19 protein-coding genes are annotated in these 22,763 nt (G+C 50.6%); 11 read left to right on the top strand and 8 right to left on the bottom strand.

Annotation, left to right across the window (positions count from 1 at the left end; translation table 11 throughout):
- Nucleotides 1–97: 97 nt before the first annotated feature.
- A complete protein-coding gene (locus IT444_08680; GenBank protein MCC7192841.1) occupies nt 98–781 on the top strand; it encodes a dual specificity protein phosphatase family protein in 684 nt (227 codons plus the stop codon).
- 64 nt (nt 782–845) lie between these two features.
- Here the strand turns inward: IT444_08680 and IT444_08685 are convergent, their stop codons facing one another.
- The 4 genes from IT444_08685 to IT444_08700 all read right to left on the bottom strand — a co-directional run bounded on the left by IT444_08685 (nt 846) and on the right by IT444_08700 (nt 3,917).
- Complete coding sequence (locus IT444_08685; GenBank protein ID MCC7192842.1) at nt 846–1,691, bottom strand: phytanoyl-CoA dioxygenase family protein; 846 nt, start codon at nt 1,689–1,691, stop codon at nt 846–848.
- 247 nt (nt 1,692–1,938) lie between these two features.
- Nucleotides 1,939–2,415, bottom strand: coding sequence for a 30S ribosomal protein S9 (gene rpsI, locus IT444_08690; GenBank protein ID MCC7192843.1), 477 nt, complete (start codon nt 2,413–2,415; stop codon nt 1,939–1,941).
- 105 nt (nt 2,416–2,520) lie between these two features.
- Nucleotides 2,521–2,955: a 50S ribosomal protein L13 gene (rplM, locus tag IT444_08695; protein MCC7192844.1), complete on the bottom strand. Its 435-nt coding sequence runs from the start codon at nt 2,953–2,955 to the stop codon at nt 2,521–2,523.
- Between the two features lie 224 nt (nt 2,956–3,179).
- Nucleotides 3,180–3,917, bottom strand: coding sequence for a hypothetical protein (locus IT444_08700; GenBank protein ID MCC7192845.1), 738 nt, complete (start codon nt 3,915–3,917; stop codon nt 3,180–3,182).
- A 16-nt stretch (nt 3,918–3,933) separates the two neighbouring features.
- On the opposite strand from IT444_08700, the gene IT444_08705 reads away from it, so the two are divergent.
- The 9 genes from IT444_08705 to IT444_08745 all read left to right on the top strand — a co-directional run bounded on the left by IT444_08705 (nt 3,934) and on the right by IT444_08745 (nt 16,028).
- Nucleotides 3,934–5,070, top strand: coding sequence for a Nif3-like dinuclear metal center hexameric protein (locus IT444_08705; protein MCC7192846.1), 1,137 nt, complete (start codon nt 3,934–3,936; stop codon nt 5,068–5,070).
- Between the two features lie 191 nt (nt 5,071–5,261).
- Nucleotides 5,262–5,504: a 30S ribosomal protein S18 gene (locus IT444_08710; protein MCC7192847.1), complete on the top strand. Its 243-nt coding sequence runs from the start codon at nt 5,262–5,264 to the stop codon at nt 5,502–5,504.
- A gap of 290 nt (nt 5,505–5,794) precedes the next feature.
- Complete coding sequence (gene uvrA, locus IT444_08715; GenBank protein ID MCC7192848.1) at nt 5,795–8,902, top strand: excinuclease ABC subunit UvrA; 3,108 nt, start codon at nt 5,795–5,797, stop codon at nt 8,900–8,902.
- 130 nt (nt 8,903–9,032) lie between these two features.
- Nucleotides 9,033–9,434: a F0F1 ATP synthase subunit epsilon gene (locus IT444_08720; protein ID MCC7192849.1), complete on the top strand. Its 402-nt coding sequence runs from the start codon at nt 9,033–9,035 to the stop codon at nt 9,432–9,434.
- A 306-nt stretch (nt 9,435–9,740) separates the two neighbouring features.
- Nucleotides 9,741–12,017, top strand: coding sequence for a hypothetical protein (locus IT444_08725; GenBank protein MCC7192850.1), 2,277 nt, complete (start codon nt 9,741–9,743; stop codon nt 12,015–12,017).
- A gap of 5 nt (nt 12,018–12,022) precedes the next feature.
- Entirely contained in the window at nt 12,023–13,225 is a 1,203-nt protein-coding gene (locus IT444_08730) for a rod shape-determining protein RodA (protein MCC7192851.1), read from the top strand.
- 10 nt (nt 13,226–13,235) lie between these two features.
- A complete protein-coding gene (gene rsmG, locus IT444_08735) occupies nt 13,236–13,958 on the top strand; it encodes a 16S rRNA (guanine(527)-N(7))-methyltransferase RsmG (GenBank protein ID MCC7192852.1) in 723 nt (240 codons plus the stop codon).
- A gap of 183 nt (nt 13,959–14,141) precedes the next feature.
- Nucleotides 14,142–15,338 (top strand): VWA domain-containing protein, encoded by a 1,197-nt coding sequence (locus IT444_08740; protein ID MCC7192853.1) that lies wholly within the window; start codon nt 14,142–14,144, stop codon nt 15,336–15,338.
- 45 nt (nt 15,339–15,383) lie between these two features.
- Complete coding sequence (locus tag IT444_08745) at nt 15,384–16,028, top strand: MBL fold metallo-hydrolase (protein MCC7192854.1); 645 nt, start codon at nt 15,384–15,386, stop codon at nt 16,026–16,028.
- A gap of 8 nt (nt 16,029–16,036) precedes the next feature.
- On the opposite strand, the gene IT444_08750 is transcribed toward IT444_08745, so the two are convergent.
- From IT444_08750 to aspS, 3 genes are read right to left on the bottom strand one after another with little or no spacing between them, the layout of a single operon-like run.
- Nucleotides 16,037–16,966, bottom strand: a complete 930-nt coding sequence (locus IT444_08750; protein MCC7192855.1) for an endonuclease/exonuclease/phosphatase family protein — start codon at nt 16,964–16,966, stop codon at nt 16,037–16,039.
- A 43-nt stretch (nt 16,967–17,009) separates the two neighbouring features.
- Nucleotides 17,010–18,827, bottom strand: a complete 1,818-nt coding sequence (gene asnB, locus IT444_08755; GenBank protein ID MCC7192856.1) for an asparagine synthase (glutamine-hydrolyzing) — start codon at nt 18,825–18,827, stop codon at nt 17,010–17,012.
- A 32-nt stretch (nt 18,828–18,859) separates the two neighbouring features.
- Nucleotides 18,860–20,662, bottom strand: a complete 1,803-nt coding sequence (aspS, locus tag IT444_08760) for an aspartate--tRNA ligase (GenBank protein ID MCC7192857.1) — start codon at nt 20,660–20,662, stop codon at nt 18,860–18,862.
- A gap of 139 nt (nt 20,663–20,801) precedes the next feature.
- Here aspS and IT444_08765 point away from each other — a divergent pair, with 139 nt between their 5' ends.
- Nucleotides 20,802–21,416 carry a riboflavin synthase gene (locus IT444_08765; protein ID MCC7192858.1) on the top strand — a complete coding sequence of 205 codons (615 nt, stop codon included), beginning with the start codon at nt 20,802–20,804 and terminating at the stop codon, nt 21,414–21,416.
- Between the two features lie 35 nt (nt 21,417–21,451).
- Here IT444_08765 and IT444_08770 read toward each other — a convergent pair whose 3' ends face one another.
- Nucleotides 21,452–22,723 carry a serine/threonine-protein phosphatase gene (locus IT444_08770; protein MCC7192859.1) on the bottom strand — a complete coding sequence of 424 codons (1,272 nt, stop codon included), beginning with the start codon at nt 22,721–22,723 and terminating at the stop codon, nt 21,452–21,454.
- Between the last annotated feature and the right edge of the window lie 40 nt (nt 22,724–22,763).

The following is a 22,763-nucleotide window of genomic DNA, read 5'->3' on the forward strand; positions in this document are numbered from 1 at the left end:
CCCAGTGCTAGGAATGTGCGCAGCTTTTGGTGAATCAGTGGCAGGCCCGCCTTGAGCCGGGTGAGTATCAGTAACGTCATCACGGTCAAAATCTCACATGGAACTACTTGCGCATTCATTTCAGCGGCTCCACGTCGCCGGCGTACTGTTGCTTGTATTTACGACTTTCGTTGGATGTGGATCATCGCGAGCGGTGGATTCTCGGCTCAGCGATGAAGGCGGAGCCGCGTGGGCTGTACCGATTCATCGTGAAGGGATACCTAACTTTTACAAGGTGGATGACAATCTCTATCGCGGCGGCCAGCCTACTGAGGAGGGATTTCGACAGCTCGAACAAATGGGGGTAAAGACCATCATCAACGTGCGATCCGTCAAAAGCGATGAGGATCTCATCAAAGGCACAAACCTTCGATACATCGAGATTCCTTCGTCGTCATACACCATGGATGAACAGGAGCTTGTTCAATTCATAAAAGCGGTGAATGATCCGCATCATGGGCCTTATTTCATTCACTGCCATTATGGAGCAGACCGTACAGGAGCAATGGTTGCTGCCTATCGAATTGTTTATCACCGATGGTTGAATCAGGATGCCCTTAATGAAATGCGGGAGGGGGGCTTTCATTTCAATGAATTATGTGTTCGCTTGCCGCCGTTGATACGACGGATTGATCGTGAGGAACTATGCAGGCTAGCGGGTATCACTCAACCTGCGACCCCTCTTCGCTCAACCCCGAAAAGTACCACAAGCGGATTGCCTGCAGTGCGTAATCCACGGTAAACCAATTAAGCTCTGCCGGTCGCGGGGTTGTAGACTTTTTATTTTAAAACGACTGTGTCACCGCTCACAATGCTGCCCGTAGCATAGGATGCTTGATCCCCACTTCGAGCTTGGTTCCCGTGCCGACGATTGTCCCCGGAGTCATGAAATGGATTGCAAACGCCCGCCGCTGACGGTTTGTAGTATTCGGCTGCGTGTAATGAAAGGTCTGGCAGTGGTGGAACATGCAGGCTCCCGCAGGCAGCGGAACACCTACGGCTTTTGACTTATCAATCTGATCTTCGATGTTGAAAAGAATGTCTTTTTCGTTCTTCTTGGTATGCCAGACCGGAGTCAGGTGCGATCCAGGAATAACCTGCATCGCTCCATTTTCAACGACCACATCATCGAGCGTCAACCAGCAGGAAATCAGATTCGCAGGGCGGCACTTCCAGTAAGAATTGTCTTGATGCCAAGTGACCTCTCCGCCATGGAATGCTGGTTTGTAAAGAGCCTGGTCGTGGAACAACATGATATTCGGCCCAAGCAGATCCTGGACTACATCGAGGATTCTCGTGTCATAGATCAGCTTCATAAAATGAATATTGCGTTCACACATCTGGATAATCTGGAGCATCTGCAAACTGTGTTGTTTTTGCTCGGTGTGAGAAGCGCCTTCAGCTGCCGAGAGGTTGCGCCACGATCCATTAGATTCCGCGAGCTTAAACTCCAAATCGTATTGACTGCGATATAGATCAATTTCCTTATCCGTTAATATTTTCTTATAGGGCAGATAGCCATTGCAAAAAAAGAAATCAATTTGATCCTGCGTGAGTACTCCGACTTTGGATGCCTCCGTCGGTGAGGCAGTGGCGTCTGTGACAGTGGTATTAGTAGTATCTAATGCCGAATCGATATGTGAGTTGCTCATGGTGATCGTCTCAGAAAAAGGCTCGACGGGAAAGTAGAAGCATGAGTGAATTATTGAACTTTTTCTCTATCGTAAGTATAGCGACAACCAACAGATGAGGATTGACTGATACGATCCGGATTAATCAATCATGTAAGTACGAATTGAATTCACCTGCCGCACAACAAAAGAAATGCCGACAATTACTAGTCGTGTAATAGCTATAAGATCGTGAGACTCATCGCCACACGACACAAAGAGCGTGAGATTATCGCTTCGAGAATTGGAACCGACGGCGTGCGCCTGATTGGCCGTATTTCTTCCGCTCGACTTCACGTGAATCGCGGGTAAGCAAATCGTTGTCGCGGAGAGTTTGCTCGAGACTCGCGTCAAAACTCATTAACGCCCGTGCAATACCAAGTTTCACAGCTCCGGCTTGACCGGTGATCCCGCCGCCATCGGCGTTCACCCACACATCTACACTCGCTTCCGTTTTCGTCGCTTTCAACGGAGAGAGAACATCATTGCGATCACGGATTTCGGTAAAATAGCTGCTCAATTCGCGATTATTAACAAGAATCTTTCCGGAACCTGGTTTGATTCGGACACGCGCTACTGACGTTTTACGACGACCCGTTCCCCAATGAAAGCCAGCTTTATCTGGCCCTTTTGGTTTCTTTCGAGTTACAACCGGTGCGGGTGTATGTGTTACGGATACGGGAATCGTCAGCGTATCTTCAGCCATTGTTTTCTCAATTCTTTGATCGCAATATCTGGTTCAGTAATCGTTTCTGTCTTAGTCAGTTACCGCTGGTTTAGTAGTCACTCGAAGCCGCCATACAAGGCTTTCTCAAACCTGAACCGTTTGCGGTTTCTGAGAGCTGTGCGGGTGCTCTGCACCACGATAAATCTTAAGTTTGCCGATCATGTGGCTACCCAACTTCGTCTTGGGAAGCATACGGCGAATCGAACGTTCAACGAGCAGATCCGGCTTGTTGGCGAGCATCCATTTGTAGGTCATCCGTTTCTGCCCACCCGGATATCCGCTATAGGTTTGAAAAGTTTTGAGTTCTGGCTTGGATCCGAGTATACGAATCTTGTCAGCGTTGATCACGACGACGAAATCACCCGTATCTGTTTGCGGCGTATATTCCGGCTTGTGTTTACCCATCAGGAGCATGGCGACTTTGGCGGACAGACGGCCGAGGACTTGATCCGCGGCGTCAATCACAACCCAATTTTGCTTCACTTGACCGGGTTTTGCTTGAAACGTCTGACGATTCATAAGTTCACCAAAGTTCGGTTGCCTTGGAAGATCCACAGGCAGTGTACGGTTTATGTCGAATCAATAATGATAACAAAAGCAAGATTTTTGTCAAGTTGGATAGGATGAAACGCACGACTCGGTATCAGCGTACCAACGTACGAGTTCGGTTGAGTTTCTGCAATTATTATTTTGGCTTTGAGCGATGTTAAAGTCAGAGTGGAATTGCAAATCAGACATTCGGATCAAGCAGCTGGCGGCATGTCCTCTCGTTCGCGGAGTTTTGAAATTACCCGAGTGTAGATAGGCAAGCTAGTGGATTGCAGATTAATTTCCGTGACAGATTCCTCGCTGGAAGTGGGGGGCGTGGTCTGGGTAATTCCTTCTGTTTGGTCAGTAGTGACGGCGGAAATTCGCGATGCTTCTTTGCCGTCGTTAAGCGAGCGGCCTTGATCAATCATCGATGCTGATCGCGCAAGCATGCCCTCGATTTTGTTCTGCGCGTTTTTCCAATCGTCTTGAAGCCGAGCAATCTTGTCTTCGAGTGCGCGAAGCTTTCCTGTCAAGTCGTCCTCAATTTTTTCCATCGCCAAATCGTAACTCTCGAAACTTCTGGACACGTCATCCTGGAGTTCCGTACGGAACTTTGACTGTTCCGCCTTGACTTCTTCGAGAAGTTGGCGGTGTGCGCTGGTATGGGCTTCCGCAGCTTTGAATAGTTGCAGTCCGAGTTTCACTCGCTGGTCTGCCTGAGCTTGTACGCGGCGCAGCGCTTCGAGTTGTTGTTCCGGGCTCAAGGGACGATTCGCCGGTGTTAATAGCCCCGCTACTGGCTTGGGAAGATCACGAATAGGTATTGTCGTTTGACTCATAAATCCCTCACAATATGAACCATGTAAGAGAATCGGCAATTGTGGCCAGTAAGCTGCAATATCAGCGAAAAGTGGGCAGCAATTACAGATCGCTGATGTAGCGATATCCAAGGTATCCTTTCAGCCTATGAAACTACGCGACGTTCTTGATTGTCTTCGCCAACTCGCTCCCGAATCGCTAGCTGAAGAGTGGGATCGAGTCGGTTTGCACGTTGGTGATCCAGAGCAGCGCGTACAGCGTGGCATGCTCTGCATCGATCTGACAGAAGATGTGATGAGAGAGGCGATGCATCGGCGAGTGGACATGATTGTTGCGTATCATCCACCGATTTTTGATCCCCTGCGAACTCTGACAACGCATTCCCCTCGTGAACGAATAATTCGCCATGCGATAGCAAAGCGGATCGCCATTTACAGCCCGCATACTGCGCTCGACGCCGCGGCCGAGGGATTAGGGGATTGGCTCGCGGAAGCGGCGGGGCCATTCCCCCAATCGGGAGATTGCCGGCCGATTAAAAGCATAGAGCTTCCGACCAGCAAAGATTCCCGATTTATTTTGGTGACTTTCGTTCCCCCCGAACATGCAGACCGATTGAGAAATGCATTGTCAAATGCCGGCGCGGGAGAAATAGGGAAATACACCGAGTGTTCTTTCAGCGTAATGGGCGAAGGAACATTTCTACCTGGCGAGGATACTGCGCCGACAATCGGCCTGCGTGGCCGATTCGAGCGAGTACGTGAACTGCGATTGGAGATGGTGTGTCCATCTCATCGCATGCATCAAATCGTGCGTGTGCTTCGTCAGGCACATCCTTATGAAGCACCGGTATTCGATTTGTACCGACCTATTAATATCCCAGCCGCTGACAGCAAGAGCGTTGGGCAAGGTCGGCTGGTAAATCTCGCTCGCCCAATGGCTACCAGTGAATTGATTCGCCGTGTGAAACGGCACCTCGGCGTGAGTAAGATCGAAGTTGCTCGGCCTCAGAAACTTCGATTTGTGCGAACGATTGGATTTGTCCCTGGCGCGGGAGGATCGTTATTGAAAGAGGCAGGTCAAATAGACGCTTTCGTCACCGGTGAGATGCGACATCATGAGGTACTCGCTGCAAAATCTCGAGGGCAGATGGTACTCTTGGCGGGACATACTCAAACTGAACGACCTTACCTGCCGGCGTACCGTCGCCGACTTGAGAATATCCTTGGGAAGGATGTCGCTTGGATGGTCAGTCGAGCGGACGTGATACCGTCAAAATTAGTTTGATGTACCCTGACAATATTCCTCGATAACCACTTGAAGATACCTGTAATTTCATCGGCTTATGCGGAGGAAATCAGACCTTAATGATTTGCAAAGGTCATCATATTCGTTATCATTTGAGGTTCGGATTCGGATCTCGAAACCGTCGCCCGTGCATTTTGCTCGGGCTGTAACCCAAGACGGAGAATTACCAGATGGCAGAATTCAACCAATTCGGCACAGCCCCCCGCCCGAAAGTAACTCGTACCTCGAGTAACGGCACAGTATTTATCGATTACAAAAACAGCGAAGAGCTCCGCAGAATGCTCACGCCCAACGGAAAAATCCAGAGCAGAAAGCGTACGGGGATGACCGCCCGTGAACAGCGGATGCTCAGCCAAGCGATTAAACGGGCACGATTTATGTCGCTCCTGCCATTCACCTCCGCGACGCTCTAATTTTTATCGCTTTGAGATCCCATGTGCAGGGAGATATTGATCACCACACAAATGGTGTCGGAGTGGTGATATTGCGCGATGCTACAGGCTCAGCAGACGTCAGCCTTTCTTTGGACATCTAAGTTTATTCGTTTTTATGCGTTTAGATTCCAGGCTGGCCATGTAACGCAGTAAGCAAGTTGGAATTATTCTCGTATTCAGAATCGATTTCAGAGATTTCGCGTTAAGCTGTCAGTTACTCGTCAGGCGCCTACACTTAGCTTTTAAGCATCCCTGACATCTGAATGTTTATGACGGCCAAGACTATCTCTATTCGTGGCGCACGAGAACATAATCTAAAAAATATTGACGTCGATATCCCGCGCGACAAGCTTGTGGTTGTTACCGGTTTGTCCGGCAGCGGGAAAAGCACGCTGGCGTTTGACACGATCTATGCTGAAGGTCAGCGAAAATACGTGGAATCACTCTCTGCGTATGCTCGGCAATTTCTTGAGCAACTCCAGAAGCCCGATATCGAATCCATTGAGGGGCTTCCGCCAACTATCGCCATCGAACAACGATCGGCGTCACATAATCCCCGCTCGACTGTGGCAACCACGACGGAGATATATGACTACCTGCGCTTATTGTTTGCTCGAGTAGGCCAGCCACGGTGCTGGCATGTGGAGGATGAAAACTCCAGTTCACACAATAAACATCAGGATCCACTGGGGGACGAATCTGCCAGGCACTCACAATTACCCTCTTCTCATCCTGGATATTGCGGCCATCCCATCGCCAGTCAGTCGGCATCGCAGATCATCGATACCGTGATGACCCTACCCGAAGGTACGAAGCTCATGGTGCTTGCTCCGCTCGTACGAGGTAAAAAGGGACATCACAAAGAAGTCTTTGAGGCGATGGCTCGACAAGGCTTTGTCCGTGCGCGTGTTGATGGAAGCGTCATGGACTTAAGACAAACAGGCGGCTCTGTACCATCGCCGTTTAAGACCAAGACGGAACGCTACCAGGCTCACTCGATTGAAGCAGTCGTCGATCGAATTGTCGTTAAACGGGGTGAAGATGAGGCAGGTGTACGCTCTCGAGTCGCGGATTCGATTGAATTGAGTCTTAAGCTTGCTGAGGGCTTGGTCATCATCAGCGTCGAGAGTGACTCCATTCCCGCCAGTCCACCATTGCCCCCTGGTCAGCGACCGTGGATTGATACGCTTTATAGTGAGAAATATGCGTGCCCAATCCATCCCGAATGCAGTCTGGAAGACCTTGAACCGCGGCTGTTTTCATTCAACAGCCCATATGGTGCATGTCCCGCCTGTCATGGTCTGGGCACGATCATGGAGTTCGATCCTGATCTTGTCATTGATGACGATAATCTCAGCCTTGCGGATGGAGCAGTGGATGCGTGGCGTCATCACGGCAAACGGATGACGATCTATTACAACCATCTGATCCGGCGATTCTGTCGTGACTTTGGCGTTGATGCCAACTCTCCATACAAAAGTATTAGCAAGGCATGTCAACGCATTTTGCTTCACGGCACAACCAGCAAGGACGAAACGAAATATGGATCAAGCTGGGAAGGAGTGATTCCTAACCTCCAGCGTCGATTTGAATCCACAGAAAGCGAGTGGGTCAAAACTCTGTTACACGGCTTCATGTCAGAAGCTCCATGCGAGACTTGCAAAGGAGCTCGGCTCCGGCCGCAGGCTCTGCATGTATTTATCACTGGTTCCGACGGGAACCAAATACGTGGCAATACTGGAATGCACACAGATCTGGCGGATCGAAACGTCAATACCGTCTCATATCCGTGGAGGTTTGGGCCGGTGCAGCAAAACATTGCTGACGTTACTGCAATGACGATCGAACAAGCTGCAGACTTCTTTTCTCATCTGAAACTCACCGCGGAGCAGAAACAGATAGCAGCACCAATTCTCAAAGAAATCACCGCACGCATCGGATTCATGCTAAGCGTCGGGTTGGGTTATCTTTCGCTAAACCGATCAACCGCAACGCTTTCAGGAGGAGAGAGTCAGCGTATTCGGTTGGCAACCCAGGTTGGATCAGGTCTCGTCGGTTGTTGCTACGTTCTCGATGAGCCAACGATCGGCTTACATCAGCGAGATAATGACCGACTTATCTCAACACTCCGACACCTGACCGATATTGGCAATACCGTGATTGTCGTTGAGCATGATGAGGACACTATTCGTGCTGCGGATCATGTACTCGATATCGGCCCAGGAGCTGGCCGACATGGTGGACGCCTAATTGCGCAAGGGACCGTACGAGAAATTGAGGCCTGTTCACAATCCATTACGGGTAAATATCTCACCGGAGAGTTGTTTATCGCAGCACCTGCTGTGCGACGTAAACTTGATCACGTCCATCCCTTGACCGTACTAGGTGCTCGAGAGAACAACCTGAAGTCGATCGATGTCAAGTTTCCTCTCGGCGGTATCCTCTGTGTCACCGGTGTTTCTGGGTCCGGCAAGAGTACGCTCGTTAATCAGATTCTCCTTCGCGCAGCTAAGCGATCTCTGCTAGGTTCGCGAGAGAAACCGGGTGCCCATACGAAGGTATTGAATCTGGATCATGTCGATCGTGTGATTGAAGTGGACCAATCTCCGATCGGTCGGACGCCGCGTTCCAACCCAGCTACCTATACGGGAGTATTTGATCTGATTCGAACCCTCTTTAGTCAGACAAAAGAGGCGAAAATTCGCGGCTACAAGCCCGGACGGTTCAGTTTTAATGTCAAAGGTGGGCGTTGCGAGGCCTGCGAAGGTCAGGGGACAAAAAAAATCGAAATGCACTTTTTGCCTGATGTTTTTGTTACATGTGAAGAGTGCAAAGGTAAACGATACAACCGCGAGACGCTCGAAGTGCTATATCGGGGGAAGTCCATCTCTGATGTATTGGCCATGACTGTTGAAGATGCAAAGACTTTTTTTGAAAACTTCCCAGAGGCAAGCCGCCTGTTGGCCGCTCTTGATGATGTTGGCCTGGGCTATGTGCAATTAGGTCAGGCATCTACAACCCTTTCCGGCGGCGAAGCACAGCGAGTCAAACTTGCCACTGAACTGGGCAAGCGGGCAACAGGACATACGATGTACCTGCTCGACGAACCAACGACGGGGCTCCATTTCGCGGATATCGCAAAACTGCTCACGGTATTGTCACGCCTCGCAGATCAAGGGAACAGCGTTTTTGTAATCGAACACAATCTCGACGTGATCAAGTGTGCTGATTGGATCGTGGATCTTGGACCCGAGGGAGGCAGTCGTGGCGGCACGATCGTTGCGGAAGGTACACCGGAACAGGTCGCTGAAAAATCGGAATCCTATACGGGACAACATCTGCGAAAAGTACTCAAAGAGCAGACTGTAGCCGTGTGATAGCTGCGGACTATGCACCGGGTTGTCCATGACGGGGACGTGCAACACGCAGAAGGTTGCCTGTTCTCTGAACAATCCATAAAATCTAGTGTTCTTAACCGTTTAGCTCATACGATTCCAGGAGACTCCCGTGGCCGATGCCTTCCGTTGCAGCTTGGTAACCCCCGAACGTCAATTATTTGACGAAGAAGTTGTTTACGCGTCGATCCCTGCCTGGGATGGTCAGCTTGGCCTGATGCATCAACGAGCTCCATTGCTCGCTAAGCTTGGCTCGGGACCTCTGCGCCTCGATCTGGCTCAAGGTGGGTCTAAGTGGTTTTTCGTGGGCGGGGGATACGCACAAATGAAGGATAACAACTTATCGCTGGTTACCGGAGAGGCAAGACATACTGAGGAGATTGTACGGGCGGAGGCCGAAGCTGCCTTGAAGGAAGCCGAAGCCCGAATCGCACGGTCGGATGATGAGGTTGCTCGAAAAGAAAGTGAAATTCGACGTGCTCGCGGCCTGATTGAGGTTTCAGGTAAGAAGTGAACTGCTTCAGGCGGACAGCAATCTGGAAGATCGGAATATTCCGATCTCTTGGGTTTCTTTGCTACTCAACAAATCTCCAGACCATATTCCAAACCGGTCGATGCTAGACTTATTCAAGTGTCGGTTCAGCGCGCGGCGGAGCCACGGCTGTCCATGACCGACACCTCTAAATAAAGCGATTGCCGACTTCCCGGATGGAACCGGTCGGCTTATCCAATGCACAGCGTAGTTCGAGAGTTTATCCCCAGCATGTTCCAGCGGCGGCTGTGGTTACTCATCATTGCCGCGATGGCGGTATGTGCGGTCATGCTTGCGCAGATTACTCGCCTTAGCCTTGTGCAAGGGGCATCAATGCGGATTGAGTCCGAAAATGCCCTATCTCAGTGGAAGCTGATCCCAACAATTCGTGGTCGTATCCTTGATACAAAAGGTCGTGTATTGGCAGAGGATCGCCCCAGCGACGACATCGCAGTCAATTACCGCGTCATTACAGGGGAATGGGCCTATCTGATGGCCAAACGTGCCGCTCGTGCTTCCAACGTGGCTCGCTTTATTGAGATGAGCTATGAGGAGCGAGAGAAACTTATCGCTTCTTATCAGCCAGCATTTGATGCCCAGGTTGAGAGCCTGTGGAAGACGCTATGTGAAATGGGGCGGATTAATCGTGCGGAATTGGAACGACGCAAGGCTATGGTGAAGGAGCGCGTTCAACAGATTTCAAGTCATCTCATGTTGGCGCGATGGTCTGCAGAGCAGCGACGACGCGAACAACTCAAAAAAAATGAATCCGGCAGAGTACAGGCATGGTTACCTGACTGGCTCACTGAACGGACCATGGAACTGGCTGATGCGGATCAATCGGACCAGTTTGAAGAGATTCGAGAGGAACAAGCCGGCCATCCACTCTTGCAGAATGTCGACAACGTTGCGGTCATCCGTGCTAAGCGTCTAGTCGCGGCGGCAGAAAGCGCAAAGCTGCCGAATGTCTGGTCTCAAGTCAGTGTAATCTCGTCAAAAGTTCGGGCTTATCCCCTGGAAACGGTGAAAAATCTGGAGATAGATCGTTCATCTCTCCCAACACCATTGGCGAGCAGTCGTCCGTCCAACGTAACCGTCGAAGGCCTTGGTTTGCACGTGTTGGGGATTTTACGAGATGTTTGGAAGGAAGATGTTCAAGCTAGACCGTTCAACGCGGAACAGAATGATTCCGCCAATCTTGGCGGCTATCTGGCAGGCGATCTTATTGGGGCATGGGGTGTCGAGCGGTCGCAGGAAGCGGTGCTACGTGGTGCGCGGGGTCGACAAATGCGTTACCTCGATACACAAAAACAAGAAATACTGGAACCTGTTCCCGGTCGCGACATCACTCTGACGTTGGACATAGCTCTGCAAGCTCGAGTGCAGGCAATCATGGAGCCATCTTTCGGGTTGATGAAAGTTCAACCTTGGCAATCAAAAGACCCCGAAGCCAGTGAAGAACAGCCTATGAAGCCGTCGCTCGGCGAAGCACTCAATGGTGCTGCGGTAGTCCTTGATGTCAGCAATGGCGATGTGCTGGCGATGGTGAGCACGCCCGGCATCAGCCTGCGGCAACTTCGCGAAAATCCCGATTCAGTCTGGAACGATCAGCGAAACTCGCCTTTCACCAACCGCGCTATCGCTCGTGGCTTTCAACCCGGGTCGACGGTCAAAGCACTCGTGCTCAATGCTGCGGTTACCGATAAACGGCTTTCACCCGGCGAAGAAATTGTCTGTACAGGTCACTATTACGAGCAGGACACACAGCACTTTCGTTGTTGGATCTACAAAGCATATGGCGGCAGAACACATGGACCATTGACCGCGCCACAGGCGATCATGCGGAGTTGTAACATCTTCTTTAATACCTTAGGTGATCGGCTCGGCGCCGATCGTTTGGTCTGGTGGTACGGACAATTTGGCCTCGGCTCACCAACGAATTGTGGACTTCATGAAGAAATCAGCGGATCGTTACCCAAATACACGCCATCGTCCCGTGTGGGGCAGCCAGCAATTGGAACCTCTGATGCAATCAATATGAGTATCGGTCAAGGTCCAATGCTCTGGACCCCGATGCAGGCTGCAAACGCATACGCAACAGTCGCACGCGGTGGGGTTGTAATGACTCCACGTGTCGTTAAAAACGAATTAACAACAGCGTCAGCTACAAATCTTCATTTAAGTCCCAAGGGGTTATCTCTTACGTTAGAAGGATTATTTAGTGCTGTTAACGAACGCGACGGCACCGCAAACCATCTCAGCCTGCTGAATGGAGAGTTGATTTTCAAAGACCTGCCAAACCTGAAAATCTATGGCAAGTCGGGTACTGCTGCTGCTGCTGCATTACGCATAGACAGTGATCGTGATGGCAGGATCACAAGCAGGGATCAAATCGTTCGTCAAGGGGACCACGCTTGGTGCATCGTGATGCTCCAGCGACCTGGTGATGCACTACCGCGATATATCGTGGCGGTTGTGGTGGAATATGGTGGTAGCGGCGGGGCGGTGGCTGGTCCGGTGGTTAGCCAGATTATCCACGCAATGCGGCAAGAGGGCTATCTGTGAACCTCGTGCTTAAAAGGCTTCGTGCTGTCTTTGTATTTCATGGAGGATGGATTGCGCTCCTCGCTGCTGTAAGCCTAACCTGCCTGGGAATTGCTGCTATTTCGACGGCCGAGTATGGCGAAAGTACGCAACTAGCCCGATCTCAGACGCTCTGGACAATTATTGCATTAGGGTTGCTGGCATTGTGTATCTTGCCTCACCCGCGACAGATTTCTCTGGCCAGCTATCCATTGTTGTTGATGGCTCTGATTCTTTTAGTTTTTGTGTTGATCCCAGGAGTGCCATCCTCAATTGTCAAGCCACGAAATGGTGCTCGCTCATGGATCAACTTGTATTTCATGAACTTTCAGCCATCGGAAATGGCCAAAATCGCATTTGTTCTCGCGCTGGCGTATTACCTCCAATACCGTGAAAACTACCGCACACTTCGCGGCCTTATCCCTCCGTTCATCATCATGTTTATTCCGGTGATTCTGATTCTGAAGGAACCCGACCTGGGAACCGCGATGCTGTTTCCGCCTGCACTTTTTGTCATGCTGGTTGCAGCCGGCGCAAAACTAAAGCACATGAGCATTCTTCTTTCACTAGCGATTCTTGCCGTAGCCCTTAATGTCGCAGCAATCTTCTACCTGCCTGACTCGATGCAGATACTTAAACAACATCAGCGTGATCGCATCACTTCAATGATCAGCCAGGCGCAGGGCGACACGCGATACATCAAAGGCATTGGATTTCAGCAGCACAAAGCCATCACACTCGCAGGAGCGGGAGGAATCAAAGGCTACGGCGCAGAGCGTTCCCGAATCATTATGCGATTTAACCATCTCCCTGAAGATCACAATGACATGATATTTTCCGTCGTCATGAATCGTTGGGGGTTTATAGGGGGAGCTGCCACGGTCGGTTTGTATCTGCTTTTGTTTCTTTCATTCATGATGGTGGCAATGCGTGCCAGTGACCCATTCTGTCGGATAGCGACGGTGGGATTCGCAGGACTGATATTCACGCAAGCGGTAATTAACATCACCATGACCATCGGGCTGATGCCCATCACAGGGATTACGCTTCCGTTTGTGTCTTACGGCGGTTCAAGTCTTCTGGCGACCTATGCGATCGTGGGACTAGTCGTCAATTTCGCCTCACGTCGGCCTGCGCTGGTCATGCGTCCAAGCTTCGAGTTCGATGAACCTGTAACGACATATCGATGATATAACACCAATGAGTAATACCCCCGAATTTGTCCCACACGAGCTTGTAAATCTCGGCATCAATCTGCCCCCCGGAGGGTTGGAAGCACTGACGACATATCTCGCGATGCTTCTTGAAGCTAACAAACAATTCAATCTCACTGCGATCCGTGAGCCAGAAGTCGCATGGCGACGGCACATCATTGACAGCCTCACAGCATTACCTGGATTAGATCATCTGAGCGCTGGTGATTCAGTGATTGATGTTGGTAGCGGAGGCGGTTTGCCGGGAATACCGCTTTCGATAACGCGATCGGATCTTCAGATCACACTGTTAGAGTCAACCGGAAAGAAGGCTGCATTTCTAAAGAAATGCAAAGAGAAGATTCCCCTACCGAAAGTAACTGTCATTCAGGAAAGAGCTGAGATTCTCGGCCAGGATCGAAATCATCGACAACAATACAACGTAGCGGTATGTCGCGCAATCGGTCCGTTGCGGGAGATACTCGAATATACGCTGCCTTTGGTAAAAGTTGGAGGTGCCGTTCTGGCAATGAAAGGACCTAAAGCCGAACAGGAACTTCGTGATGCTGGTGATGCTATCGATGTTCTGGGAGGTGGTGAAATACGGGTGTTTGACGCCTATCCCGAGGGGTTTGATCGAAATACGGTAATCGTAATGGTTGCGAAGGAACGACCGACGCCCAAAGCATATCCTCGTCGCCCCGGAGTACCTCGGCAGATGCCGCTTTAGCAGAGATCCAGGGCGATAGAAGTTACCTGTTGTATCTTTCAAGATGCACTTCTTCATCCAACTGATGAATATTCTTCCGTTCAGTGTTGGCCTGCGGCTATCATTGAACAAGAGAAATGTGTAAGTGTGTTGATTAGTCGTAACGCCCGTAGAGATACACCCCATCACTAAGACGAGGTAGTTATGAAATTTAAGTACGGGGAATTTGATGGGCAGGAGTTTCCCACGTCGGACAGTTTGTTTCCGCCAAACAAAGTAATTCAGTTTATTCTCCAGTATGGACAGAATGCGCTTGACGCGATGGACAAGCTCGATAGCGAGGATGAAAAGCACTTTATCGATGCAATGATTGAGGCAGGGTTGCTTGATCGTGATGGCGCCTCGGGTTCTCTTCGACTCACACCAAAAATGTTGAGAGGCCTTGAACATAAAGCTTTGCTGGAAATCTTCGCCGGCCTCCAGCGAGGTTCGCGTGAGGGACACCAGACCCGAGATCGCGGACGGAGCGACGAACGCCTTGAAGGAACGAAACCCTACGAATACGGCGACCCGCTCAGTGAAATTGATATCACCGAGACCATGAGCAACGCGCTTCGCAGTAATCGAGAACAACAGCATGAGTCGGATAATGTCCATCAGAACAGAGGGATTCCTATCAGCCCCTCCGATCTAGAGATTCATCTCAGCGAAGGACAAAGTGATTGCGCTACTTGTGTGCTTCTGGATATGTCGGGGTCGATGATGCGATACGGCCGCTTTTATCAGGCAAAACGCGTAGCCTTGGGACTGGCGGCACTTGTACGATCCAAGTTTCCGCAGGACTCAATTGATTTTGCTGGCTTCTATTCGTTGGCAGAGCGCATTCCCGAACAAATACTGCCGTTGGCAATGCCTCGACCGATCAGTACGCACGACAGCCAAGTTCGATACCGGATTCCGCTCGATCAAGCTCAAGCTGAGCCTAATCGTATTCCTCAGCACTTTACGAATCTGCACCTCGGCCTGAGGCTTGCACGACAGATGCTTACCCGTCGTGGAGCTTCGAATAAGCAGATTTTTATTATCACTGACGGCCAGCCCACTGCCCATGTTGAGCCTATTCAGGACACAGGGCAGGAAATGTTGTATCTGCTTTACCCACCAAGTGAACGTACGACCACGATCACACTCAAGGAAGCCTTACGATGCAAGCAGCAGGGCATCAGGCTAGCAACATTCGCTTTGGTCGAAGACTACTGGGGGATGGACTGGGTGGGCTTCGTGGATCAACTTACCCGGTTAACACAGGGCATCGCATATTACTGCTCGAGTGATAATCTCAGCTCAATAGTTATTGAAAGCTACTTGTCGAGTAAGAAGCGTAAGAGCTTCACAGCTTAACTTCATCGCCCCTGCGCTGATACGAGAATTGGTGCAATATTACGGATGTCCAACCGATTGGCTATCAACTGTTTTACGCTTGGCGACTGGAGGACCAATTGTTACGTCCTTCATCCCGGCTCCACGCCTTCTGGTAAGTGCTGGATTATCGATGCTGGATTTTCCCCTGAGCCCCTCATCAATTATGTCCGCCAGAAGGGACTCGGACCGGAAATGGTTCTACTTACGCATGCGCATATCGATCATATTGCAGGACTGCATGCTGTTCGAGCAGCTTGGCCGGGGATTCCCATCCTGATCAATAGCAGTGAACATAATTTCCTTGCTGATCCTGCATTGAATCTTTCGATTGCACTTGATGAACCCTTCGAAGGACCTGACCCGACTGGCTTTCTCGAACCCGGCACAACGCTGCGTCTGGATGGAGTGGCATTTCAGGTTCGTCATACCCCAGGCCACAGCCCAGGCGGGGTCACGCTCTATGCGCCCGATGAGAAACTCGCCTTTGTTGGGGATACGTTATTTGCTGGGTCTGTTGGACGGACCGATTTTCCCACTTCTGATCCATCTGCGCTTAAGCACAGCATTGAATCGCAACTGCTCTCCATGCCAGATCCAACTTTGATCCTGCCTGGTCATGGACCTTCATCAACAATCGGCCAAGAACGCAGGACAAACCCGTTTCTGTAAACGCAAAATTAATTTCGTGATAAATCAAAGCTGGCAGAGATCGGCGCATGGTCGGATCCGCCTAATACAGAGGGATCGGAGAGAACTCGTGCAGAATTAGGAATACTCATTTTTACCAATGCAGGACTTACCAGAATGTAATCAATGGTGCTTCGGTAAGGTTCTTTGAGATATGTAATACGAGTATCGGGGGCGAGCTTTGCGTGAGCATCGATGAGAAATGGCTTACCATCCGTCTGTGGTGCAAGTAGCGTCTTAAGCGTAAGGCTTTGTGGCTCATCATTGAAATCACCGAGCATAACCGCGAGCTGATCGGGTTGCTTTGTCATGTTTTCAGCAATGATCTGCCGTGCAGCAGTGGCCTCGGCGAGTCGATACTTCACCGACTCTTTATCGTCAGGGCTATCGTACTTGCTTTTGAGGTGAACTGAGTAAAGATCAACGATCTGCGTTGCTGTCGCCTGTATTCGGACTTGCCAGAGGTCACGGGCAAAATGCCAAGTCTGGGTTTCTCCAGCAAGTGTCAATTCTCGCCAGCGGTGACTGGTGACACTGACTATAGGGCGGCGACTAAGTACCCCCAAGTTTTGCCCACGATCACTATTAGTGTTTGCCACCGCGAGGTACTCATACCCCATGTCAGCAAGAAATTCACGATTCATCGCTCGGAGAACACCTTCATTTTCCAGTTCTTCAAAAGTTATAACATCAGGATTCAGCGCGCGAATCGCTTTGGCTATTGACTGTATTTCAGCACGTGGCTTGGGTTCATGCCCTTCATCAAATGTGTAAGGATCGTCAAAGACATCGAGAAAAAACTCGACGTTATATGCTGCGATAGTCAGCCTGTTCGGATTAGGCTGAGCTCGTAATTCTATTGGTGCGAGAACTACAACTAATAAAAACAGACATGCGATTCGGTTTAGTGAATGACGCATAGAACAGGCTCCAATAGGAACGCATAGAGTACAGGCACAGTGCTTATCGTGTGGGTGTTTCCACCCAGGCCAACCACATGGCGAGCGAGAGTAGCGAGAATAATCGGTGTGTATGCTCGCGGCCTCGGCTATGTTCGTACATTAGATTCTCAATCATTTCGCGATGTAAGCCAATAGCTCCAAGGTATGGTTCATCAAGCAACCAGCGACGCAGCATTGTTTGCAACGAACCGTTAAACCACTTGCCGAGGGGAATTGCAAACCCCATTTTCTTTCGCCGAATAATAGTCTCAGGAAGAAAAGGCCTGGCTACTTCACGGAGCAATGGTTTTGTTTGCCAACCAGACAAAAGGGATTTGAAGTCACTGGCCAAACTGGCATTTAAGACTTTGTCATCCAGCAAGGGGCTTCGTACCTCCAGACCAACCGCCATAGACGCCCGATCAACTTTGCGCAATAGATCGCCAGGAAGATAGTTCAACAAATCCCATTGTCGTGCAGATGCCGCGGGATCGGAATACGCACCTACGGCATCGTGATCTGCAATGGAATTAGGCTCATCAACTCCCAGCAAGCGGATCTGTTCATCATTGAACAATCGAACTAGGCTGAGGTACTGCTTCATGCCGACCGGCATACGCGCAGCTGTGACCATTCGATGATATTTTGCCAGTAGAGATTTTTCTCCAGTACGGAATGGTATCACTGGACACTTACTCAACCACCAAGCATGGGCGCGCAGAGTTCTTGCAGCGATGTATCGCTCGTAACCCGCGAATACTTCGTCACCGCCATCACCAGACAATGTTACTTTTACGTGCTTGCGTGTCGCACAGCTTAGCCAATACGTTGGCAGGATTGAGCTGTCTGCAAAGGGTTCCCCCATCAACTGCGTGAGGTTAAGCAGATCAGCTTCAACATGAGGCTCCGCGTGCAACTCGTAATGTTCGCTGCCGATATGCTCAGCTACACGACGAGCATGCACTGCCTCGTCATATGAAATATCTGGCATCGATACGCAAAATGTCTTGAGTCTCTCACCTCGCTTGGAGAGTTCCTTCTGCGCAATAGCTGCAATTAATGAGGAATCAATCCCTCCTGACAAGAAACAACCTAATGGAACATCGGCATCCAGACGTATCCGCACCGCATCAATGATGAGCTGAGTGAAGATGTCTACATCAACAGTGGTGGTGTTTTCCGATACGTGATGTGGCGCAGCCAAGACGCGACGCGGGTTCGCTTGGATCATCGTACTCGGCGGAAATTCAACGATACCCTTTAGTGGCGTCTGTGAAAGTGTATATCCGTAGGCGAGGTAACCATACAGCGCGTCACGGTCGATCTTCGGCTTTTCAGGAAGCGCAGCACAGATTGCTGCAGGGGTACTGGCGAATAGAAGTACACGATCATCTTCGTACACAAACAGCGGTTTCTTGCCTACGCGATCCCTGGCCAGAAAGAGGTTTTGACCATCCCATATCGCAAACGCATACATTCCGCGCAGATGGGAGGGCAGGTCACCGAACCATTCGCGGAAGCCGTGTAGTAACACTTCCGTGTCGCTGTGGTCGGTCGTGAATCGGTAACCCTTTGCGGCAAGTTCCGTCCGTAGTTCACGATGGTTATAGATTTCACCATTAAAAACAATGGACAACTTTCGATCAGGGAGCATCATCGGCTGCTGACCAAATGTAGAATCGAGAATCGCCAAGCGTGTGTGAGCAAAGCCAAGGCGGCCGTCGATCAAAATACCTTGATCGTCAGGTCCGCGACTGGTAAGAACCCCTTGCATGCGCAATAACGCAGCGCGGTCAACCGGATAATCGTCACGGCGCATGATGCCTGCGATACCACACATGCGCGTAGGATAGTGTCGTCAGGCCGTAGCGGCTAAATCTGAGGAGGCTGCGGTTTTGCTTCCTTCTGAGGCAGCACATGCCGGACATGGAGTTCCTTAAGCTGCTTTTCGTCCACCGGTGATGGCGCGTCAAGCATCAAGTCAGCCCCATTTTGTGTCTTGGGGAATGCAATCACGTCACGGATATTGGTCGTTCCGGCCAAGTGCATAATGATGCGATCCAAGCCCAGCGCCAGCCCTCCATGAGGCGGAGCACCGAACTTTAACGCATCGAGCAGGAAGCCAAATTTCCTCTGTTGCGATTCCTCGTCAATACCAAGCAAGCGGAAAATCAACTGTTGAACCTCAGGACGATGGATACGGATTGATCCACCTCCCAGTTCGCTGCCATTACAGATGATGTCATAGGCTTTCGATCGGACGCTACCGATCTGCGTCCTGTCACCGCTTTCAAGTTTGGCAATGTCCTCATCTTTAGGTGCGGTGAACGGATGATGCAGGCTGTCCCAACGTTTCTCATCCGCATTCCATTCAACAGCTGGAAAATCAACGACCCAAAGCCATTTCCAGTCACCGTCCTTGATCATGTCGCGATCCTTCGCCAGCTTAATGCGAAGCTCGCCCAGAACGCGATGAACAACCTTAGAGGTGTCCGCAGCGAAGCAGATCAGATCTCCCTCCTTAGCTCCCATACGAGCGACAAGCTCGTTAGCAATCTCTCCAACGAACTTGGCGATACCGGTATCACACTTGCCATCTCCAATCACCTTCGTAACTGCAAGACCCTTGGCACCAAACCCCTTGGACCATTCCGCCAGAGCATCCGTTTCCTTTCGTGTCATAGAGCCGCCACCAGGAACGCAGATCGCTTTGACAATGCCCCCTGATTCCAATGCACTTTTGAAAACTCCGAAAGTAGTTTTGGCTGCAAGGTCGCTTATGTTCTTGAGTTCCATACCAAAACGGAGATCAGGCCGATCGATACCAAAGCGATCCATTGCTTCTGCATAAGTCATGCGAGCAAGCGGGGGGACCTCGACATTAAGGATTTCCTTCCAAATCCGTCGCATCAGTCCTTCAACGATATCGAGCACTTCCTCTTGATCCACAAAGCTCATCTCAAGATCAAGTTGAGTAAACTCAGCCTGTCTGTCCGCCCGTGGATCTTCATCACGAAAACAACGGACGATCTGCACGTAACGCTCGCAACCTGCAACCATCAGAATTTGTTTGAACAACTGCGGACTCTGCGGCAGTGCATACCAAGCCCCCGCCTGGAGTCGACTGGGGACGAGAAAGTCACGTGCTCCCTCCGGCGTACTCTTGCAGAGGAATGGAGTTTCGATCTCAAAAAAACCATTTTGGTCGAAATAATCGCGCATGATTTTGGCGACACGATGTCGTGTGCGCAAGATATGCTGCATTCGTGGACGCCGAAGATCGATAAAGCGGTACTTTAACCGTGTCTCCTCACCCACTCGCTCCGCTTCATCAGGAGTAAATGGTGGATTATTACCCTTATTCAGCACTTCGAGTCGAGAGGCCTGCACCTCAATCTGGCCGGTGGCAATTTTGTTGTTTGCCATTCCAGCCTCGCGGGCGACACACTTACCCTGGACTGATACCACATCTTCGTTACGTAGTGAATTCGCCAACTCGTGTGCTTCTTTGTTTTCCGGATGAAAAACAATCTGGGTCAGGCCCTCACGGTCACGGAGATCAATGAATATGACACCGCCGTGATCACGGTACTTGTTTACCCAGCCGGCGAGGCTGACAGTCTGGCCAACGTGTTCACTCCGCAAGGCACCGCAGTTGTGAGTTCGCTTTTGCATGAAAATCCTCGTTTGAAGGGCGGTGATGATACTCGTTTTATCCGTATCGCGCGAGGTTCACAGGTGGTCCGAGCCGCGGTGGAGTGAACACAGGTAAGGTAACTAAGGACGATTTTTTTCGTATCGCTACACTGTGGCCGTGTTTACAGGACTTGTACAAACACGTGGTCAAGTTGTTTCATCCCAACTTTATCAGTTTGGGTTGAAGTTGGTTATCACCCCACGAGAGGGGGCGTTCGTCAATCAATCTCTTCGCCATGGCGACTCCATTTGCGTCAACGGAGTGTGTTTAACACTGGTTCAAAAAAACTCGGCGGGTCTGCATTTCGATGTCATTTCTGAAACGCTTGCTAAAACAACACTACGCTTACTGACTGTCGGCAGTGAGGTCAACCTGGAGTCATCACTGACGCCTACTAGTCAAATCGGTGGCCATTTCATGCAAGGTCACGTTGATGGTATAGGGATCATACGTGAAGTCGTTGCCAGCGCATCTGAGCGGCGATTGATAATCATGCCTCCTGCTGAGCTGATGGATTACATTGTGATAAAAGGGTCCGTCGCAATCGATGGAGTGAGTCTGACTATCGCCGCTATTGCTGAGGATTCTTTCGAAGTAGCACTAATTCCGACTACGCTCGAAATCACTACGCTAGGCTCAGTAAAACCAGGTGCCCGAGTCAATCTTGAAGCGGACACGATTGCGAAAACCGTGGTCAATTATTTACGACGACAAGCAACTAGATCTTCGTAATTTCTGAGGCATAGGGCATTGAAATGAGATAGCCTTCATACAGCCACATGGTCAGAAAGCGTCATCTGATGCTGTCGATGAAGCTCTGTCTCCACTGATTGCACACCAATGCAGAGGACCGTCAGATCATCCTGCTGATTAAGTGAGCCAACCTGGAGATCGAGTTTTGCAATCAGTCGTTCCAGTGCTTCGTCGAGAGTACCGTGAGCGAGATGCTTAAACTCTTCAGTGTATTGTTGATTGGCCGAGTCTCGTCCATTCACTGGACACACTTTGGGAAATGCAACTTCAAAACCGTCGCTGTAAAGCAGCAACCGGTCACCTGATTGCAGCTGTGTTTCGTGCAGCTCGAATATTTCATCCGGGAATATACCGAGCATAGCACCTTCGGGCTGGAGCATGCGTGTGCCACCATTTTCGTTGAGAATAAGCGGATATGGGTGGCCAGCCCGAGCAAACGCCAATTCCAGTGTTTTACAATTCAGCACGCCATAACAAGCCGTTGCAAAGCGGACCTTACCGGTCTGCTGCTCAACCATGTCGTGATTTAACTTAGCAAGTGCCTCATTAGGTGGAATGATGCGATACCCGCGTGGAGCCGTCGCATCGATCTCCTTGGTATGCAAGCATCGCTTGATATACATGGTCATAAGCGCGGCTGGCACGCCGTGACCTACAGCATCAGCGATAAAAAATCCAATATGCTCTTCATCGAGCTGGAGTACCTCGTAGATGTCGCCGCTGACGTAGCTTGCAGGTCGAAAAAAGACACGACATTCGACACGGCCGACTTTTGGTAGCTTTGAAGGAAGAAACTCACGCTGAAGCTGTGCTGCGAGGCGAAGCTCCTCGTCAATTTTGCCGATTTGGTCACACAATCCGCCCTGGTGCATTTGCAGAGCTTTGATCTCGGTTCGCAAGTGTCGGACAGTAGTAGCCTGGCCCCACAACGTCCGCAGTACCGCACACAGGGTTGCGGCGGATTCCATCAGCGGGGCAATGACGACTCCTTCTTGAAATAGTGAGCCGACTTGATGGCTCTCATCCGGGCGACTGATCATCGCGCAGATGTGATGATCCAGAAGCAGACTCATCACTGCATATAAACCTCGCGGTTGATGCTCATCAAGGATTACCCACGCGATAGCAGCGCGATCCAGATGGGTTTCATCCTCTAAAACCTGGTCGAACGTGATCGAGGTGACAGGGGGCTGATCCTTGTCCGGCCAATGCGCAAGTACAGCCTCGACCATCGGTACTCTTAGGACCGAGTCACTGGACCCGATGAGTAGGATCTTCGTTGGCATGATGAAGAAAAGCTGACAGACGAAAGTCAACCAAACCGGA

This window comes from Phycisphaeraceae bacterium (genome assembly GCA_020851465.1).
GTDB lineage: Bacteria > Planctomycetota > Phycisphaerae > Phycisphaerales > Phycisphaeraceae > JADZCR01.

Excerpts from the sequence above, each read along its gene's own strand:
- IT444_08680 (MCC7192841.1), top strand. The coding sequence starts at position 98 with ATGGAACTACTTGCGCATTCATTTCAGCGGCTCCACGTCGCCGGCGTA.
- IT444_08685 (MCC7192842.1), bottom strand. The coding sequence starts at position 1,691 with ATGAGCAACTCACATATCGATTCGGCATTAGATACTACTAATACCACT.
- rpsI (MCC7192843.1), bottom strand. The coding sequence starts at position 2,415 with ATGGCTGAAGATACGCTGACGATTCCCGTATCCGTAACACATACACCC.
- rplM (MCC7192844.1), bottom strand. The coding sequence starts at position 2,955 with ATGAATCGTCAGACGTTTCAAGCAAAACCCGGTCAAGTGAAGCAAAAT.
- IT444_08705 (MCC7192846.1), top strand. The coding sequence starts at position 3,934 with ATGAAACTACGCGACGTTCTTGATTGTCTTCGCCAACTCGCTCCCGAA.
- IT444_08710 (MCC7192847.1), top strand. The coding sequence starts at position 5,262 with ATGGCAGAATTCAACCAATTCGGCACAGCCCCCCGCCCGAAAGTAACT.
- uvrA (MCC7192848.1), top strand. The coding sequence starts at position 5,795 with ATGACGGCCAAGACTATCTCTATTCGTGGCGCACGAGAACATAATCTA.
- IT444_08725 (MCC7192850.1), top strand. The coding sequence starts at position 9,741 with ATGCTTGCGCAGATTACTCGCCTTAGCCTTGTGCAAGGGGCATCAATG.
- rsmG (MCC7192852.1), top strand. The coding sequence starts at position 13,236 with ATGAGTAATACCCCCGAATTTGTCCCACACGAGCTTGTAAATCTCGGC.
- IT444_08740 (MCC7192853.1), top strand. The coding sequence starts at position 14,142 with ATGAAATTTAAGTACGGGGAATTTGATGGGCAGGAGTTTCCCACGTCG.
- IT444_08745 (MCC7192854.1), top strand. The coding sequence starts at position 15,384 with ATGTCCAACCGATTGGCTATCAACTGTTTTACGCTTGGCGACTGGAGG.
- IT444_08750 (MCC7192855.1), bottom strand. The coding sequence starts at position 16,966 with ATGCGTCATTCACTAAACCGAATCGCATGTCTGTTTTTATTAGTTGTA.
- asnB (MCC7192856.1), bottom strand. The coding sequence starts at position 18,827 with ATGTGTGGTATCGCAGGCATCATGCGCCGTGACGATTATCCGGTTGAC.
- aspS (MCC7192857.1), bottom strand. The coding sequence starts at position 20,662 with ATGCAAAAGCGAACTCACAACTGCGGTGCCTTGCGGAGTGAACACGTT.
- IT444_08770 (MCC7192859.1), bottom strand. The coding sequence starts at position 22,723 with ATGCCAACGAAGATCCTACTCATCGGGTCCAGTGACTCGGTCCTAAGA.